The organism is Agarivorans sp. QJM3NY_33, from assembly GCF_050870865.2.
Lineage (GTDB): Bacteria > Pseudomonadota > Gammaproteobacteria > Enterobacterales > Celerinatantimonadaceae > Agarivorans.
On the sequence record NZ_CP194039.2, the window covers coordinates 4,387,735 to 4,405,021 of the forward strand.

The window sequence follows — 17,287 nt, forward strand, 5'->3', positions numbered from 1 at the left end:
CAGTAAATACCGTTGCAAGAAGACCTGCCGGAACACTTCACGGATGATGAGTTGAGCGAAGTAAGTCGGTGACGCCTATGACACGAAAGCCGCTTTCCAGCCAAGCGTCATTTCCACTTGGCAAATTGAAAAACCTTAACTGGCAAGTTCTAATACGCTAGCTAAGGCTTGCTGTGCCACCAATTGGCACTGCATTTTGAGTTGCTGTTTCAACTTAAGCGTAGCGGGAGATTGCGGGCTCCCCACACGGCTAAGAAACATCACTTCAAAGGGTAAGGCTTGCGCTATTGGTACAATCTTTAATTTTTGTTCATAACAGCGGGCAGTGAACACATCCACGATCCCAACCCCTCCGCCTGATAACACCATGTCAGCAATCACCGAATAGGTTTTCACGTGTAGTGCCGAACGCGGGGTAAGTTTTTTATCATCGAGGGCACGATGCAATACTCGACCTAAGGGGTCATCACGTTGCATCATGATTAAGTCATGTTCACACAACCAAGATAAACTGACCACCGGAGGCGAAGGCATCTCCTCTGGCAATACCGCAACCATCACCGACTGAAACAAGGGCTCAGCAAACAGCTTCGGTGCCACATGCTGGCCAAATACCAGCGCAAAATCTAATTCCTTCGAGAGTACCAATTGGCTGAGCGCGGCAAAATGCTCGGTTACTAAGTTAACCTGCACCGCATGATCTTGCTTACAAAAGGCAACCATACTGGGTGCAACCACCATTTGACCAAAAGCATGCGCTGCACCAATTTTGACCGTCTGCACCTTATTTTTGCGCAATGACAGTGCTAATTCAGAAATTGATTGTAGCTTATCGTAAACCTGTTCAATTTCGGGCAACAACATCTGCCCTTCTTCCGTCATGCGCATCCCTTGGGCATGCCGCTCAAACAAGCTGAAGCCCAATTGCTGTTCGGTATGATTCAAGATGCGACTCACATTGGGCTGAGAGACATTAAGTAAACGGGCTGCCCCGCTAATAGTTCCAGCCTGAACAATAGCCTGAAAAATTTCAATTTGGCGTAATCTCATATTGCTTTACCCTCAACGGCAGGGAATACCACTCACAATCAATGGTTTGTTAAAGCAATAATTAGACCGATAAAACGTGATTTTGTTATTAATACGACACGCGATTAAAGGCGGAATATCCGCCTTCTAGATATTCAAGGCCCTTAAATAAGCTAGCTTTCAGGATCGCCATAGATCCCTACTTTCGGTAAGCCACCAACATAACCATAGCCACGATACATCCCCTCACTATTAAACGGTAAGGCGATGTTGCCAGCAGCATCAACCGCGATCATCCCGCCACTTCCATCCAGTTTAAGTAATTTATCCATCACCACTCGCTGCGTTGCCTCAGCCAAAGACAAATCCGCATATTCCATCAAGGCCGACACATCATAGGCGGCAACAGCTCGCATAAATGCTTCTCCGGTACCGGTACTGGAAACCGCCACCGTTTGATTGTTTGCATAACACCCCGCCCCCACGATTGGTGAATCGCCGATCCGCCCAAGCATTTTATTGGTCATGCCCCCAGTGGAGGTTGCCGCTGCGAGATTTCCCTTGGCATCAATCGCCACGGCTCCCACCGTACCGTATTTCTTATCTGGGTCTAAAGGCTCATCATGATCGTCCAAACCACGAATAGTGCTCTCACTGAGGCGCTGACCATCATGATCTAAAGCGATTTGATATGTATCGCTGGCTTGCACTCGAATGAGCTGTTGCAAGCGCTCATCTGTAGAAAAAAAGTTTTCGTCGACCATTGCCAGACCTTGCGCAGCGGCGAAGTCTTCTGCACCTTGAGCGCTCAGCAGCAGGTGAGGACTGTGTTCCATCACCGCCCTCGCGGCTAAAATAGGATGACGAATACGCGCCACACCACACACCGCTCCGGCTTGCAGATTTCGTCCATCCATCACACAAGCGTCTAGTTCATGGGTTTGCTGATGGGTAAACACCGAGCCGTAACCGGCATTAAATAAGGGATCTTCTTCCAGTAAACGCACCGCTTCGGTCACTGCATCGAGCGCGCTACAGCCCGCTGCGAGTATGGCTTGTCCGGCGGCTACTATCTGCGCCAGCGACTGCCGATAGGTTTGCTCTTTTTGCGAGCTCATGCTGTTACGCGATAAAGCGCCTGCGCCACCATGGATAACAATCACTGGTGTTGTCATACCGTCTTCCTCAACCTTGTCATTTCTACTTCAACTAATTTTGGCTGCTTGCCATATACGAAAACACACTCAGTAAGCTCACTAGCTCGCCCATTGAATCACTGGTAAATGACACCGTGCGCGCATCCAACATTTTAACTCCAGGAACTAAACTAAATAGATCGGCAAATACCGGTCTGCTAGTCGCCAACTCCAAACAATAAGGAGCAGATAGCCGTGAGGTCTGACTTGAATTAGCCTCGATAACCGCTAACCGAGCCTGTTCACGGATCAAGGCTTGGGCGGTTTGCGGGCTCAACGAGTCCGCAGCGGTACTTGAAATCATCCGTTTCACGCAAGCGTAATGGGCCGTGGGATAATACTGTTGGACCCATGTTTGTAGCTGATCATCGCCACTCACTAACCACAGCGGTGTATTATGCTCAGCCGCAGCAGCGGCATAGATATCGGCCTCAGCCATCGCTTCACCGTTGATCTTAAGCTGATAAAAAGCGCGACCATTGATGGTATGCGCCAATACGCCAGCCTGACCTGCGCCGCTATGAAAACCAATGAAAAAAGCGCCATCATAGTGATGCCGTTCCAGTCCGTCAACCATCGAGAGTGGCCGTGGTTTACTCTGCACTAATCGAGCGCGAGCATCGATCTGGGCAGCCCGCAGATTTGTCATACTGGCGTGACTATCAGCCACCACCACTTCGCTGGCCCCACCGTCAAATGCGCCAGCAATCGCCGCATTCACTTCTTGCTCCATCAATGCCCGAGCCAACTCATGCTCGCGATGACCCGGACTACATTGCTCGGGGCTGACCACCCCGGCAATCCCTTCAATATCTGCTGAAATAAAAATTTTCATGACTGCTCCTGAAACTGCGCCGCTAGCTCATCTAAGAGCTGAGCCAGTGCGGGGCGAAAATGCCCCTCAAATCCAACGACTGAAGTGGCCTGCATGAGGGCGTCTAAAACGGCAAACTCAGTGGCATCTGCCGCAGCACACAACATTTGTTCCAGATCTTGATCGGCGATCGATTCACCAAGCGAATGGGCGGTAGAAAACGCCAATGCAATATCCCCGGAACCATGCCCCCAATAACTGCCTAAACGACCTAAACCTGCTCCAGCTCGTTTTGCCACGCGCTTCAATTGGCGAGCACTGAGCGGCGCATCGGTCGCCATAATAATAATGATTGAACCTGCGTCGCGTTGCGCCGCTAAATCGGGTAAATGCGGGGCAATCGCCTCCCCCATCACAACCCCATCCAGGGTCAGCGAGGATAAGCTACCAAAATTGGCCAATACCAACACCCCCAAAGTGGCCGCCAGCGATTCAAGTCGACGCGAACTGGTGCCGATCCCACCTTTCAGGCCGAAACAGCTCATGCCTCGCCCTGCACCCACACTACCTCTCGCAAATTCGGCACTGGCCTGGTAAATCGCTTGCTCGGCAAATGCCTCACTCACCGCGATGTTTTGAATATCGTTTAAGAAACCATCGTTACATTCGAGCACCACTGGATTCACCGTGGCTTGCTGGCGACCTAATTGCGGATTGGCGCGTTTACAATGCGCCACCAAAGCGCTAAACATCCGCCCCACCGCCAAAGTATTCCCCAGCAAAATTGGGGTTTGTAACTGACCTAACTCTTCTATTTGGGTCAAACCTGCTGGTTTAGCAAAACCATTCAATACCGCCGCGCCACAGGGCAAAGGATGGGTAAATAGATTATCAGAACTGGGGACGATCGCCGTCACCCCGGTTTGCAACTCTGCTTGAGCCAGGGTCTGATGCCCTACACTCACCCCCGGCACATCGCTGATGCGGTTATACTGGCCACAGGGTAAACGCGGATGACCGATGGTCCGCTCCGTTTGCCAACGCTGTAACAATAGTGCGACTCGTTGGGCTTGATATTGATCCATAATTCATTCACTCACTTATTACTTGGCCGCACTCTGCTCTGGCGACGCCACGAGTCGGCCCACTCATCACCCGACGCTCAGATTTAAAGCGATCTCTGGCTAAACCTTCAATTTGGGGTCGAGAGTATCACGCAAGGCATCCCCCAACAGGTTAAATGCTAAAACGCTGAGGAAAATAGCCAGACCAGGGAACATACTCACATGCCATACGCCAGCCATCATCATACTGCGCCCCATCGCCAGAATATTACCCCATTCAGGCACATCTGGTTCGGGCCCTAAACCAATAAAACTCAAGCTAGCTGCAGTTAAAATACTGGAGCCTATGCGCATCGTAAAAAACACAATCACGTTGGCCAGAGTACCCGGTAAGATATGACGTAGCAGGATTAGCCGATCATTGGCTCCTGCACAACGCACCGCTTCAACATAAGGGGCTTCTTTCAAGGCCAGGGTGGAAGCTCGTACAATTCGAGCGAACACTGGCACACTAAACACCGCAACTGCCACAATCACATTATTCAATCCGGGACCTAAAATAGCCACCACAGCTATCGCGAGCAACATCCCAGGAAAAGCAAATAATACATCGGCGCCCCGCATAATAAACATGTCCAGCCAGCCACCATAATACCCCGCAAACAGGCCAAGCAAAATGCCAAAAATCATCCCGAGAGTGACCGACAGCAGGCCAATATAAAGGGAGATCCGAGCCCCATAAATAATCCGGCTGAGCACATCTCTGCCAAGGTCATCGGTGCCCATCCAGTGCTGAAAATTAGGCCCCGTGGATAGAGCCGACCAGTCCGACTGCATCGGATCCCAAGGTGCTAACAGAGGGGCAAACAGAGCAATCAGCACTAAGATTGCAACAAAACCACCCGAAAACAAGGCCATCGGATTGCTAAAAAAGCGTTGCCAAAAATCTCGCCAGGGGGAGCGAATAGGTCCCTGCTGCTCTAGCTCCGTTAATACTTCCATCACTGATTCCTAACGCAAACGAATGACTGGGTTAATCACCGCATAAAGCAGATCAACCAACAAATTAATCACAATAAATTCCAATACAAACAGCATCACCAATGCTTGAATCACCGGTTGGTCTTGGGTCTGGATCGATTGAATCAATAGCCACCCTAAACCAGGCCAGCTAAAAACACTTTCCACCACTATCGAGCCGCCCAGCAAGAATCCAAACTGTAGTCCCAGCATCGTTACCACCGGGATCAAGGCATTACGCATAATATGCTTCCACGTCACCAAGCGGGCCCGTAGCCCCTTCGATTTCGCAGTACGCACATAGTCTTCTTGGGCCACTTCTAAAAAGGCTGAACGAGTAAAACGCGCCATCACCGAGGCAACCGAGGCACCTAAGGTAAAGGCAGGCAAAATGATATCCGAGGGTTGATTAAACCCACTCACCGAAAAGATCCCAAAGGGCATCGCCACAAATTGGATCAGCAATAAACCCAGCCAAAATGGCGGCAACGAGATCCCGCCAATCGCCAAGCTCATTAAGGTCCAATCTTGCCATTTACCGCGCTTCAGCGCCGACAATACGCCAACCAGCAAGCCCAAGATCACCGACCAAACAAAGCCAGCTAAGGCCAACCATAAGGTAGGCATAAAGCTTCTGCCAATCACTTCGGTCACCGGTTGCTGAGTTCGGAAAGTCACCCCCAGTTCGCCATGGAATAAATCACCCAACCAGTTCACATACTGGGTGGCTAAGGGTTTATCTAAACCAAGATGCACCCGAGCCTCTTCAATCGCTTCGATGGGGGCGTCTATCCCGGCATAGATCCGTGCCGGGTCGCCAGGCAAGAGCTTAATAAAAGCAAACACCAGAAGGGAGACCACCAGCAGCACAGGGATCATTTCCAGAATTCGGCGGACCACATAAGCTAACATCGTGTTCTCCCTCTATCTCTTACTTATACTGCGCTTGTGCAAACAACAACGAGCCATCGGCTAACATCGACACCCCTTGTAGGTTTTTCTGTTTACCCACTAAATTATCTGGGGTGCCCAAAAAGGCAATTGGCGCATCCTGCCAAATTAGCTGCTGAGCAGACGCATAAGCCTTGGCGCGTAACTCAGGATCAGCGGTCTCTAATCCACCCATGATGGCTTTGTCCACAGCGGCATTGCTGTAGTAAGACACGTTATAGGCTGTTGGGACCCAAGATTCTGTGGCAAATAGTGGACGTAACGCCCAATCGGCATCACCCGTTGAAGGCGACCAGCCACCATAGTAGAGGTCGTACTCGGCTTTCTTCGGATCACTCACACTCCATAACTTGTCGTTACGAGTACCGGAGTCCATCGGAACTACGGTCACTTTAATACCGACTTGGCCTAGCTGCTGTTTTAAGAACTGAGCGCTACGAACCGAGGCAGTGGCATTCGATACCCATAGTTTTAAGTTCAAACCATCCGCGTAACCCGCTTCTTTGAGTAGTTGTTTGGCAGTACTTAATTTATAGCTGTAATCCGGTGAGCTTTGCTTCGCGAAGAACTGCACATTAGGTGCAATCACCGATTGTGCCGCCACACCCATTCCAGCAAAACCAACTTTTAACCACAGTTGACGATCGATTGCATAGTTTATCGCTTGACGTACTTTTAACTTCGCCAAGGGTTTATGCTGGGTATTTAGCGCCATGTAGTACATGTAAATACTTGGGTCACGCTGTACCGCTAATTGACTATCGTCAGCAACGGTTTTTACCAAATCGGCAGGCAAAGGATAAATCGCATTGACTTGTCCCGATTTAAGCGCTGCGACCCGGGTGGCGTCTTCCGGCGCTGGATAGAAAGTCACACTGTCGACCTTTGGCCAACCCGCCTTCCAGTAATGTTGGTTTTTCACTAACAAAACTTCTTTACCCGGTTGCCAGTCTTTAAACTCAAACGGCCCAGTCCCTACAGGGTGTTTACGCAAATCGGCTTCTTTGTCATATTTAGCCAATACTGCGGGGCTCCACATCACTGCAGACGGGTGAGCCAAGGTATTGATAAAGGCACCAAAGGATTGATTGAGCACCACACTTACGGTATCTGGTGACAGTACATTCACCTGCTTGACCATTTTGAATAGGCTATTTCTTCTCAGCCCAAGCGACTGATCGGCTAAACGCTCCAAGTTAGCCTTAACCGCAGCCGCGTCAAAAACCGTCCCATCCTGAAAGGTCACCCCTTGACGCAAATGCAACACAAACTCAGTTGCATCCTCGTTACTGGTGTAACTGGTCGCCAACTGGGAGACTAACTTCATGCTAGCGTCAAATTGGAAGAGCCGTTCAAAAATACCACTTTGTACCGAGTAACTGACGTTATCAGAGGTATCATGTGGGTCGAGGCCGGTAATATCGGCGTACATTGAAATTTTTAAGTCCTCAGCATGGGCAACAGAGCCTAAACTTAGCGCTAAGCCCAAAGCCACAGCAGTATGGCGAACTAGTGGTGTCATCATATTTCTCCTGATCGTTCATTATTCAAACAAGTAGCAACCTACAATCTCAGTTTTTCCCTCACTAAGATCCTTCAGCCACCCAGTGTTGTGGCACTACCTCTCGGTAGCATAATTTGGCCACTTCCGCGCCCACCGGACGCATCGGGGAAGGGGCCAATTCGGTATCGTCCAACAGACGCAAACCTCGGCGTGCCGGGTCTGCAACTGGAACAGAAGCTAATAAACGTTGGGTATAAGGGTGTTGAGGATTGTTAAATACCGCTTGGCGACTCCCTTGCTCAACAATTTGCCCCAAATACATCACTGCAACTCGGTTGGCGATACGTTCAACCACTGCCATATCGTGAGAAATAAAAATCCACGACACGCCAGTTTGCTGTTGCAAGTCCATCATCAAATTGATCACCTGAGCTTGAATCGAGACATCTAAAGCCGATACCGCCTCGTCTGCTATAATCACCTTCGGCTTCAGCGCCATGGCTCGGGCAATCGCTATCCGTTGCCGCTGTCCACCGGAAAACTCATGTGGGTAACGACGAGCATGTTCAGCCTTAAGGCCAACACTCACCAATAGGGCTTCTACCTGAGGCGTCGCTTCGGCCAATGACTTGACCAAGCCATGAATTAACAGCGGTTCAGCAATCGTAAAACCAACCGTTAAACGAGGATTTAACGAGGCATAGGGATCTTGAAACACCATCTGCATCTCACGACGCAAGGGCTTAAAGGCGGCATCGCTTAGTAAGGAGATCTCTTTCCCCTGAAAATGAATCGTTTCACTATTACCATCCACCAGCCGCAACAAAGCCCGACCTGTGGTCGACTTCCCACAACCGCTCTCCCCCACGATGGCTAAGGTTTCCCCGGGATATATTTTGAGGTCAATTTGCTCAACAGCATGAATATGGTGAGTCACCGCAGACAACCAGCCATGACGGAGTGGGTAATAGACTTTTAGGCCTCGCACATCCAGTAAGGGTTTTTGCGAATAGTCTGCAGTACGGTGATCTTCCGGGGCTTGCTGCGCGGCATCACCAACTATCGGGAAACGAGCAGGCCAAGCGCGCTTACTCATATCCCCCAATTTGGGCACTGCGGCCAGCAAAGACTGGGTATAAGGATGCTGCGGTGCCTTAAAAATTTGTTCAACCGTACCCGTTTCAACCACTTTACCGCGTAGCATCACCACCACCCGATCAGCGATTTCTGCCACCACCCCCATATCATGGGTAATAAACATCACCGCCATATCTCGCTGCTGCTGTAACTCGCGTAATATCTGTAATATTCTCGCTTGCACCGTGACATCTAAGGCGGTGGTTGGCTCGTCGGCAATTAAGATACTGGGGTCACAAGCCAGTGCTTGCGCAATCATCACCCGTTGCCGCATGCCGCCAGAGAGCGATTGCGGATAGCTTTTCATCACCCGTTCCACATCGGCAATCCGTACTCGCTGTAATAACTCACAGGCTTTTTGATAAGCACTGCTTTGATCGCATAGCTGATGATCACGCAGCGCTTCGGTGAGCTGATCCCCCACCTTTAACACGGGATTTAAGGAGGTCATTGGCTCTTGAAAAATCATTGCCAAAGATTGACCTCGTAACTTGCGACGCGGTTCTTCACCGAGGGTCAGTAGATCGTAGCCAGGCTTATCCAGGTGTGGTTGGTAAATCACTTTACCTTGCTCTATCTCGGCGTTATCGGCCAATAAACCCATCAACGATAAGGAGGTCACCGACTTACCGGAGCCACTCTCTCCTACCACAGCCACCACTTCCCCTCGATATAACTCAAAGGAAACGCGGCTCAAAGCTTGCTGATTTCCACTGCGACTGCGAAAGCTAACGCTGAGATCTTGAATACTTAATAGTGGTGGTGTTTGCTTCGCTTGCGGCATCTTCATCACTCCTTGATTGTGTTACGGGTATATACAGCCATTTTGATAAACTAAGTGGGGCGCGCTATCGGCGGCTAACCAAAGCGGGCCATCGAGGTCGACAAATTCAGCATCGGTAGCCACTGGCAATGCAGCTTCCATGGCCAGCGATGATCCCAACATGCATCCCACCATCACCCCCATTTCTCGCCGCTGGGCAACTTTAACCATTGCCAAGGCTTCACTGAGGCCGCCACATTTATCCAGCTTGATATTAATCAGCTCATAACGACCACTAAGCCCCGCAATGTCGTGACGATCATGGCAACTTTCGTCGGCACATAGGGGGATTGGATGCTGAAACTTACTTAAGGCTTGGTCTTGCCCTGCGGGCAATGGTTGTTCAACCATTGCAATCTGATGATATTGAAGCGCCACCAGCAATGGCTCTAAATCCAGACTGCCCCAAGCTTCGTTAGCATCAATAATTAATACCGTGAGAGGAGCGACCGCTCGAATTGCCGCCACTTTTTCCAAGACCTGTTGAGCATCCAGCTTAATTTTTAGTAGTTTGGCGCCACGAGCCACGGCTTCACGAGCGGCCTCCACCATCGCCTCCAGCGAAGCGAGGCTTAAGGTCTCGGCCGCCACAATCAATCGAGGCTGAGCCCGTTGAGTCAAAGACCATAGGGAAGTGCCAGATTGAGCCGCAGTTAGCCGCCATAATGCACAATCAAGAGCATTTCTCGCCGAACCTCGGGGTAATAAATCGGCTAACTGTTGCCGAGTCGCCCCCGCTTCAATTGCGGCTTGCACTCCTTTTAACTGTGCCACCACGGTTTCTGCCGACTGCTGATAGTGGGCTGTGGGCGTACATTCCCCCAAGCCAATCAGGCCTCCTTCTTCGATGGCGACTCTCACCACCGTGACGGCATTACGAGTTCCGCGTGAAATCGCGAAGGGCTTCGCCAGCGGCAATTCCACGACCTCGATTTGTAGGCTGCGAGTCAATTTATTCATGAGCGTTGCGTAAGTAACAAGCGATATCGTCAATCCCATAACGCACCGGATCGGTCGCAGGCACACCAAAACGTTCACTCAGTTGCTGACAGAACTCTCGAGCTTCCTGGTCCGAAAACTGCGAAGTATTAATCGCAAAACCAGCGAGTTGAATCTCAGGACTGGTGACTTTGGCAACTCGTAGGTTTTCAGCAACACATTCTGCGATGTCGACCAAGGGGTGATGCGGCAGATGACGCGTGTGAGGACGCCCCATTTCATGGCACATCACCAACCACTGTGGTTGAGCGCCATGCAATAAACCGAGGCTCACGCCTGCATAAGAAGGGTGAAACAGCGAGCCCTGCCCTTCGATAATGTCCCAGTGATCCGGCTCGTTCGCGGGTGCGATTTGTTCCACCGCACCGGAAATGAAATCGGCTACCACCGCATCAATCGACAAACCTTCACCAGAAACCAATACCCCGGTTTGACCGGTCGCACGAAATTGCGCCTTCATTCCTAGTTGAAGCATGGCTTTTTCTAAAGCCAACGAGGTATACATCTTGCCAACAGCACAGTCGGTCCCCACGGTGAGTACACGATGACCAGTCCGTGGCAATCCAGTCCCCACCCGGAGCGCCTGTTCACTATGGCGCACATCAAATAACTGCACCTGATGGGTCTTGGCTAGGTCCCGTAATTCAGCAATATCGTTTAAGCGCTGATGTAAACCACTGGCCACATTCATACCGGCACAAATCGCTTGGCGAATCGTCTGTTGCCAGTGCTCAGGCAAAAATCCGCCCGCATTGGCAGTTCCCAGAACTAGGGTTTTGGCGCCTGCGCTCTTCGCTTGTTCGATGCTCACATCGGGAAGGTCTAAGGCGACGGTCGCACTTGCTAAACGCAATTGACCAATACATTGCTCGGGGCGCCAGGCAAAAATACCTCGTGCCGTTTTCGCCGCCAAAGGGTCGGTAACATCACCAATAAATAAAAGATAGGGTTGCGGTATTTGCATTCTCGTTCACTCACAATCACGCTGCTCATTGAATGAATTTGATTGTTCCATAGCCCTCAAGGCCATGACGAATGCTAATATGTGGCAAGGGTATAACCCTTAGGTTATAGCCAACCGACAGCCCCCATAATGACTAACTCCAACTGAAAACCAGAGCTCAATAAAAGAGCTACAAATTATAAAATTGGTTCAGGATCGACGCTTGTTATCGGCATACATAGGAAGATTGATGAGCTAAACCGAGCCATCCAATGAGTGGCCAGAAAACGATTAGGCGAGCATATGCAGACCATTGTTCAAGTCAGCGTGTTGCAAAAATGAGGCTTGTAAACATGTCACGATGGTGAAGAACATACCACTAGCGGTGTTTCTACGGTGGAACTTAGAAGCAAACCAATATGCAGGAACACTCGGCTTAGTGAACATTTAAGCAACAGATGTTGCTCCAGATGAGAGTTTTTTATTGTGGTAACAAATAGCGCCCCTGTGAGTGAAGCAAATACAACTTAGCCTTCCACTCAAAGATGAAAGGCCCAAATGATCTGAGCCCACCTTTAAGCCGCATTTGTGGCTCATCGTTTTAACCCCCAATGGATCTCAATCGCATCGGTTCGGCCTTGCTGAATAAGCCGCAAATGACTGTCTTCAAACGGCTGAAGTATTAAACCGTAGCGAGTAACTTACGCGCGGCCTCTACTACAATACTAACCGCTTTATGTTCGGTGTTTTTCATTAAGCTTTCATCGGGAATTTCTTGTTGAGTCCGATTCACAATCACCCCAGCAACACAGCCAGCCTTAAGACCCTGCGAGGCACACATGGTAAATAAGGTCGCACTCTCCATTTCAAAGTTAAGTACCCCCATGGCTTGCCATTCTTCCATCGAACCCTGCAAGGCTTTGGTTACTCGACCAGAAAAAGTGTCGTAGCGCTCTTGGCCCGGGTAAAAGGTATCGCTGGATGCAGTAACCCCCACATGACAGTTTGCCTTGGCTTCTAAGGCTGCACTATGCAAAGCTTGCATACACGAAAAATCGGCCACGGCGGGAAACGTCATCGGCGCAAAATGTTGGCTGGCGCCATCTAAACGAACCGAAGCCGTGGTGACAATGACGTCCCCCACATTGATGTGGTTCTGGATCGCGCCAGTGGTGCCCACACGTAAAAAAGTTCGCACCCCTAATTGTGCTAACTCTTCCACAGCTATAGAGGTAGAAGGCCCACCAATCCCGGTGGAGCATACCACCACGGGGGTTCCATCCAATTCACCCAGATAAGAGGTAAATTCTCGCTGAGAGGCTAATAACTGCGGATTATCTAATAACGAAGCGATCCGCTCGACCCGCTGAGGATCACCGGGAATAATCGCCAAGCTGGCTCCTTTTAACATCTCAGGGTTTAACCCTAAATGAAATACACTTGCGGCTTGATTCATGCTGACTTCCCTAATTGAGTCGAATAATTAATGCCCTGAGCATAGGGGCTGAACTGCTGAATAAGTGTGAAACATCTCGCATTTAGCTGTAAGTGAAGCTAAAAACAGCTCATTATCACCGCTTATGTTGAAATAACTTTCACCTTTGTAACCTGATCTAAAACGCAACAATCCACCGATTTAAACCATAAACAAATGAATCATTAGCATGTCTATAAGCCGCTGTTCTACAATCAGTAGAATTATTTTAGCCAGAGAAGTAACAATGAAAAATCTGCGTGTTATTTATGTAGCGATATTACTGGGTTTAAGTGGCTGTGTCAGTCATCAATCGGAAGGAAATATGAACTTGGCCAATAGCCGCTGGTATATGAGCGCCGACGACTACCAAATAGCCGATATCAAACTGCCCGCCTTTCACTTAGAAGAAACCCAACAAGGCTACAAAATTTCTGGAACCACGGGTTGCAATAACTTTTTTGCCAGCGCAAGTTGGGATGGCAAGCAACTCAGCCTCACCCAACCGATTGCGATGACACGGATGATCTGTGCTGCTCCTCTGAACAAGATTGAAATGGAATTTATGCAAGCCGTAGAGCAGCCAATCATCAGAGATGGCGAAACACTGCGCTTAACTAATGGCGCGGTATTTAAGCGCATTCCAAACAAATCCTAACCACCATCAGTAAGCGAAGCACTTCGCTTACTCGTTAAGCCCTTTTTCTAAACCAGCTTTGCCGTAAGTCTTGCCAACTCGCATAAGCCACCAGTGCCGCAATCATACTACTGCTAGCGAGTACCCAAGTGGTGGCAATGAACTGTTGTTGTTGCCAAGCCACCGGATCCACCGGCCAATGCCAATAGCCAATAGCCCAATCCAGGCTCCAACCAAAGGCCATCGCTGTCACAATCACCCCACTTAAATAGGCGACCAAGGCTCGCATGCCCATCTCCTGGCGTACTAACATCAGCGTTGCAATATTGGTCGCTGGCCCGGCTAACATAAACACCAAAGCTGCCCCCGGTGAAATGCCAGCGATAATCAAGCCCGCGGCTATCGGTGTCGAGGCCGTTGCGCAGATATACATAGGGATCCCGACTAAGACCATCACCACCATGGTGCCCCACCCCTGCCCCCACCGGGTCATAAAGCTTTCTGGCAAATAAGTTTGAATCAATGCAGCAAATGCCAAACCCACAAACAACCATAGGTAGCTATCCCGTACCATCTCAAGCAAGGCATCTGCCCAGCGCCGTAAACTGCTACGCCAGTCTGCTGTGGGAGTCTCGGCGGGCGATGATTGACTAGCGCACTGACCACCGCTGCAGCAACTCTTAACCACAGTTTTTGGCGCTTGACCAGCTTCACTATTACCAACTAAAAGGCCCGCTACGATGGCACTCACAATCGCCGCAATAGGACGAATAATTGCCATCACCGGCCCCAACAGCGCATAGGAAATGGCCACCGAATCAACTCCAGTTTCCGGTGTTGCGATTAGAAAAGAGGTGGTGGCACTATTCGAAGCCCCAGCACGGCGTAGACCCAGCGCAGCGGGGATCACCCCACAAGAGCACAATGGCAAAGGCGCGCCAATAAACGCTGCTTTTATTGTTGTACTCGGTCGGTTATTACCTAAATGCTTAGCCAACCAACGACTCGGTAAGCCCAGTTTCAAGCTGGCGGCAATCACAAAGCCTAGTAATAACCAAGGCGCAGCACTTAGAAATAATCCAATAAAATTAGTCAATAACATCTTCTAAAGCCTTTAATATTGAACACTGGGCAGCACTTTCACTGCCACCACAACAAGTCTCATGTAATTGGCGCAAAGTCGCTTCAAAAGCCTGTAGCTGAGCGAGTTGCTGCTGTACCTTGACCAACTTTTGTTCGATAAGGACGCTCACATCGTGACAACTCACCTGCTCGGCTCGCTCTCGCAGGTTCAGTAATTCAGCGATATCTTTAATTGATAAACCAGATTGCTTTGCCCGCTGCACAAAGCGCAATCGAGCTACATCTGTCTCACTATAAATACGATATTGGTTGGCCTCGCGCGCGGGCGTTTTCAGTAGCCCCTTGCGCTCATAAAAACGCAAGGCCTCGACACTTAAGCCACTTAGCTTGGCTAATTCCCCGATCCGATACATAAATACCTCCCATTCACTACAGGATAAACCCTATAGCTAGGTTTAGGGTCAACCTTTTTTTTCTGGAATGATAAAAATCTCTTGGTTCAATGCAGAGTCTAAGCCTGCTGACGGGATAATTTTATTACAGTATATGATGCAAGTTGATGACTTTTAGTGCACCAGCTAAAGTGGCACATACAAATATCTGCCAGAGTGACCATGCTCAAGCTGTTACTTTGCTGCCTTCTCTTAATTAAGGGCCACTGCAATTAGTATCAATGCTAAGGCAATCCAAGTATTCAGAGCCACATTTTCGTTAGCAAAGATAACACCGATCAAGACACCGAATGTGGGGACTAGATCGTTGGTGAGTGAGGTACATACTGGCCTGTTTCCGATATGAGAAGCATATAAAGAAAGTAAACAACTCCGGCCCACATAGCCCCAGATAGATAATAAAAAGAATCGTATCTAAAGTTACATGGCTTAGGAGTTGGCTATCAGAAAACAAGAATATAAGTAATATCTGTAGGCTGGCTGCACCCAATACATTCCTTGCCACAATCAGAGGGGGCTCGTCCCCACATTTGAGTGTTCGTGGAAAATCCGGCGAGCATTGCCGAGCTTATTTAAAAAACCATTGATACTAAATAAAGCAATGCCAATACCAAACTCTAGTGTTTAAACAGAGTTCATATTTACGCCACATAGGACGATAGCATTTTATTTCAGTTAGTCTGGGATGTAGGCAATCAACCGAGAATTGCCGCCAGCTAAGCCTACATCTACGGCTAGACAAATCATCCAAATAAACCAAGTGATGAGAGTCTCCGCCCACAGCTGACAGATTTATAAATATTGATTTCGCTCTGCGGGAATATCGGACAGATATTGTACAAATTCAAGCTCAAAACCATCGGGATCTAGGAAGTATACATTTTTACGATATTGTGTCGCCGCGCCCTGGTTGTGAATCGGAAAACCAGCTTGCAGCAAACGCTGGCTCAACGCCTCGATATTATCGGTAACAAAAGCGAAATGTGCCAAGCCCAGTTGGTTACTTGTCAAAGACCGATTTTCCCCTCGACCACTATCGTTAAAAGTTAAGTAATGCGTTTCATCACCAAAGTGAACCCAATTTCTTGGGGTTCCATGCCATAACTGATGACCTTGTCCTCTAATATACCAGTGGGGAAAAGCGGCCCCGTAAAACTTAAGCGTAGCATCAAGATCGCTCACCACTAAATTCAAATGTTCTAAATACATTGTGATTTCCTTCGTTATTGATCATTGCTGTGAACACCAGCGAATCGACGACTCGGTGATATTTGTGTTTAGCATAAAAGCTCAAGTTAACTTGAGGTAAAGGAGTTTTTTTCTTATCCTCAAACAATATTCATTTGAGGAAAAGCGATGACCAGCACTCCACCAAAAGCCCTATCGGTAGGTTTTGTCGCCAAACGCTGTGGCGTGAAAATATCGACACTGCATTTTTACGAAAGTAAAGGGCTGATCCAAAGTTGGCGTAACCAGGGCAACCAACGCCGTTATCGGGCCGATGTACTACGACGGGTCTCGGTGATCAAAGCCGCACAAAAATTGGGGATCAGTTTACAAGACATTAAGCTGGCCCTCGCCAGCCTGCCCGATCAACGCACTCCAACCAAACAAGACTGGCAGCAGCTGTCAAAGGTCTGGCGCCAACAATTAAATCAACGGATCCATCAACTAGAAAAGCTTAGGGATTCTCTCAACGGCTGTATTGGTTGTGGTTGCCTCTCCATGCAGAATTGTCCGCTCTACAATCCCGATGACATCCTAGCTGAACAAGCGCAAGGACCTGTTCTATTAGACCGAGCATAAACTTGCACCATAGCGACCAAAATCGCAGCTTGAATCAAAAGCGCCCTTTATCGATAAAAATAAGCATGCCCAAAGAACTTTTTTAATACTTGCAACGTTATTCCTTTTAACCGAGGAGTAACTATGTTTAATTTTTTAAAAGTAAATCCATTGAAACGTAAACGAAAAAAATATGATGTTTTACTGGAATCGGCAATGCTCGCGCAAAGACGAGGCGACATTATGAGCTATTCGATGCTAAGTGCCGATGCGGAGCAACTATGGAAAGAAATCAAAGAGTTAGAGTTGAAAAATCAGTTGCCCAATACACCAAGTGAAAAGTGACAAGTAAATCATTAAAGCATCAGGCTATTGA

Annotated in this window: 17 protein-coding genes; 3 read left to right on the forward strand and 14 right to left on the reverse strand. The window is 49.0% G+C overall.

Annotated features, from left to right (window positions below):
* Positions 1–135 precede the first annotated feature (135 nt).
* From ACRRSY_RS19730 to udp, 11 genes are all read right to left on the reverse strand, one after another.
* A complete protein-coding gene (locus ACRRSY_RS19730; RefSeq protein ID WP_432455858.1) occupies positions 136–1,050 on the reverse strand; it encodes a LysR family transcriptional regulator in 915 nt (304 codons plus the stop codon).
* A gap of 152 nt (positions 1,051–1,202) precedes the next feature.
* Positions 1,203–2,204 (reverse strand): isoaspartyl peptidase/L-asparaginase family protein, encoded by a 1,002-nt coding sequence (locus ACRRSY_RS19735; RefSeq protein WP_432463870.1) that lies wholly within the window; start codon positions 2,202–2,204, stop codon positions 1,203–1,205.
* A gap of 34 nt (positions 2,205–2,238) precedes the next feature.
* On the reverse strand, positions 2,239–3,060 hold the full coding sequence (locus ACRRSY_RS19740) for a M55 family metallopeptidase (protein ID WP_432463871.1): 822 nt from the start codon (positions 3,058–3,060) through the stop codon (positions 2,239–2,241).
* Positions 3,057–4,124, reverse strand: a complete 1,068-nt coding sequence (locus ACRRSY_RS19745; RefSeq protein ID WP_432463872.1) for a P1 family peptidase — start codon at positions 4,122–4,124, stop codon at positions 3,057–3,059. The genes ACRRSY_RS19740 and ACRRSY_RS19745 overlap by 4 nt, the downstream gene beginning before the upstream one ends.
* A gap of 99 nt (positions 4,125–4,223) precedes the next feature.
* Complete coding sequence (locus tag ACRRSY_RS19750) at positions 4,224–5,105, reverse strand: ABC transporter permease subunit (protein ID WP_432455854.1); 882 nt, start codon at positions 5,103–5,105, stop codon at positions 4,224–4,226.
* Positions 5,106–5,114: 9 nt separating this feature from the next.
* A complete protein-coding gene (locus tag ACRRSY_RS19755) occupies positions 5,115–6,035 on the reverse strand; it encodes an ABC transporter permease (protein WP_432455853.1) in 921 nt (306 codons plus the stop codon).
* A 19-nt stretch (positions 6,036–6,054) separates the two neighbouring features.
* Positions 6,055–7,599, reverse strand: a complete 1,545-nt coding sequence (locus ACRRSY_RS19760; protein ID WP_432455852.1) for a glutathione ABC transporter substrate-binding protein — start codon at positions 7,597–7,599, stop codon at positions 6,055–6,057.
* 61 nt (positions 7,600–7,660) lie between these two features.
* Positions 7,661–9,499, reverse strand: a complete 1,839-nt coding sequence (locus ACRRSY_RS19765) for an ABC transporter ATP-binding protein (protein ID WP_432455851.1) — start codon at positions 9,497–9,499, stop codon at positions 7,661–7,663.
* Between the two features lie 21 nt (positions 9,500–9,520).
* The gene (gene dgcA / locus ACRRSY_RS19770) at positions 9,521–10,498 is read right to left on the reverse strand and encodes an N-acetyl-D-Glu racemase DgcA (RefSeq protein ID WP_432455850.1); all 978 of its coding nucleotides are present in this window, start codon (positions 10,496–10,498) and stop codon (positions 9,521–9,523) included.
* Positions 10,491–11,501, reverse strand: coding sequence for an N-acetyltransferase DgcN (gene dgcN / locus ACRRSY_RS19775; protein ID WP_432460239.1), 1,011 nt, complete (start codon positions 11,499–11,501; stop codon positions 10,491–10,493). Before dgcN ends, dgcA begins: the two co-directional genes overlap by 8 nt.
* A 661-nt stretch (positions 11,502–12,162) precedes the next feature.
* On the reverse strand, positions 12,163–12,936 hold the full coding sequence (gene udp, locus ACRRSY_RS19780) for a uridine phosphorylase (protein WP_432455848.1): 774 nt from the start codon (positions 12,934–12,936) through the stop codon (positions 12,163–12,165).
* Positions 12,937–13,201: 265 nt separating this feature from the next.
* Here udp and ACRRSY_RS19785 point away from each other — a divergent pair, with 265 nt between their 5' ends.
* Positions 13,202–13,612, forward strand: a complete 411-nt coding sequence (locus ACRRSY_RS19785) for an META domain-containing protein (RefSeq protein WP_432460240.1) — start codon at positions 13,202–13,204, stop codon at positions 13,610–13,612.
* Positions 13,613–13,646: 34 nt separating this feature from the next.
* Here ACRRSY_RS19785 and ACRRSY_RS19790 read toward each other — a convergent pair whose 3' ends face one another.
* From ACRRSY_RS19790 to ACRRSY_RS19800, 3 genes are all read right to left on the reverse strand, one after another.
* The gene (locus ACRRSY_RS19790) at positions 13,647–14,693 is read right to left on the reverse strand and encodes an SO_0444 family Cu/Zn efflux transporter (protein ID WP_432455846.1); all 1,047 of its coding nucleotides are present in this window, start codon (positions 14,691–14,693) and stop codon (positions 13,647–13,649) included.
* Positions 14,680–15,087 carry a Zn(2+)-responsive transcriptional regulator gene (zntR, locus tag ACRRSY_RS19795; RefSeq protein ID WP_432455845.1) on the reverse strand — a complete coding sequence of 136 codons (408 nt, stop codon included), beginning with the start codon at positions 15,085–15,087 and terminating at the stop codon, positions 14,680–14,682. Before zntR ends, ACRRSY_RS19790 begins: the two co-directional genes overlap by 14 nt.
* 831 nt (positions 15,088–15,918) lie before the next feature.
* Complete coding sequence (locus ACRRSY_RS19800; protein WP_432455843.1) at positions 15,919–16,335, reverse strand: VOC family protein; 417 nt, start codon at positions 16,333–16,335, stop codon at positions 15,919–15,921.
* Between the two features lie 147 nt (positions 16,336–16,482).
* On the opposite strand from ACRRSY_RS19800, the gene soxR reads away from it, so the two are divergent.
* Complete coding sequence (gene soxR / locus ACRRSY_RS19805; RefSeq protein ID WP_432455842.1) at positions 16,483–16,932, forward strand: redox-sensitive transcriptional activator SoxR; 450 nt, start codon at positions 16,483–16,485, stop codon at positions 16,930–16,932.
* Positions 16,933–17,055: 123 nt separating this feature from the next.
* The gene (locus ACRRSY_RS19810; protein ID WP_432455841.1) at positions 17,056–17,256 is read left to right on the forward strand and encodes a DUF6435 family protein; all 201 of its coding nucleotides are present in this window, start codon (positions 17,056–17,058) and stop codon (positions 17,254–17,256) included.
* Positions 17,257–17,287: the final 31 nt, after the last annotated feature.

Coding starts and splice junctions, on each gene's coding strand:
- ACRRSY_RS19760 (WP_432455852.1), bottom strand. CDS start 7,599: ATGATGACACCACTAGTTCGCCATACTGCTGTGGCTTTGGGCTTAGCG.
- ACRRSY_RS19730 (WP_432455858.1), bottom strand. CDS start 1,050: ATGAGATTACGCCAAATTGAAATTTTTCAGGCTATTGTTCAGGCTGGA.
- ACRRSY_RS19810 (WP_432455841.1), top strand. CDS start 17,056: ATGTTTAATTTTTTAAAAGTAAATCCATTGAAACGTAAACGAAAAAAA.
- ACRRSY_RS19735 (WP_432463870.1), bottom strand. CDS start 2,204: ATGACAACACCAGTGATTGTTATCCATGGTGGCGCAGGCGCTTTATCG.
- ACRRSY_RS19800 (WP_432455843.1), bottom strand. CDS start 16,335: ATGTATTTAGAACATTTGAATTTAGTGGTGAGCGATCTTGATGCTACG.
- soxR (WP_432455842.1), top strand. CDS start 16,483: ATGACCAGCACTCCACCAAAAGCCCTATCGGTAGGTTTTGTCGCCAAA.
- ACRRSY_RS19790 (WP_432455846.1), bottom strand. CDS start 14,693: ATGTTATTGACTAATTTTATTGGATTATTTCTAAGTGCTGCGCCTTGG.
- dgcN (WP_432460239.1), bottom strand. CDS start 11,501: ATGCAAATACCGCAACCCTATCTTTTATTTATTGGTGATGTTACCGAC.
- ACRRSY_RS19765 (WP_432455851.1), bottom strand. CDS start 9,499: ATGCCGCAAGCGAAGCAAACACCACCACTATTAAGTATTCAAGATCTC.
- ACRRSY_RS19755 (WP_432455853.1), bottom strand. CDS start 6,035: ATGTTAGCTTATGTGGTCCGCCGAATTCTGGAAATGATCCCTGTGCTG.
- ACRRSY_RS19785 (WP_432460240.1), top strand. CDS start 13,202: ATGAAAAATCTGCGTGTTATTTATGTAGCGATATTACTGGGTTTAAGT.
- dgcA (WP_432455850.1), bottom strand. CDS start 10,498: ATGAATAAATTGACTCGCAGCCTACAAATCGAGGTCGTGGAATTGCCG.
- ACRRSY_RS19750 (WP_432455854.1), bottom strand. CDS start 5,105: ATGGAAGTATTAACGGAGCTAGAGCAGCAGGGACCTATTCGCTCCCCC.
- ACRRSY_RS19740 (WP_432463871.1), bottom strand. CDS start 3,060: ATGAAAATTTTTATTTCAGCAGATATTGAAGGGATTGCCGGGGTGGTC.
- udp (WP_432455848.1), bottom strand. CDS start 12,936: ATGAATCAAGCCGCAAGTGTATTTCATTTAGGGTTAAACCCTGAGATG.
- zntR (WP_432455845.1), bottom strand. CDS start 15,087: ATGTATCGGATCGGGGAATTAGCCAAGCTAAGTGGCTTAAGTGTCGAG.
- ACRRSY_RS19745 (WP_432463872.1), bottom strand. CDS start 4,124: ATGGATCAATATCAAGCCCAACGAGTCGCACTATTGTTACAGCGTTGG.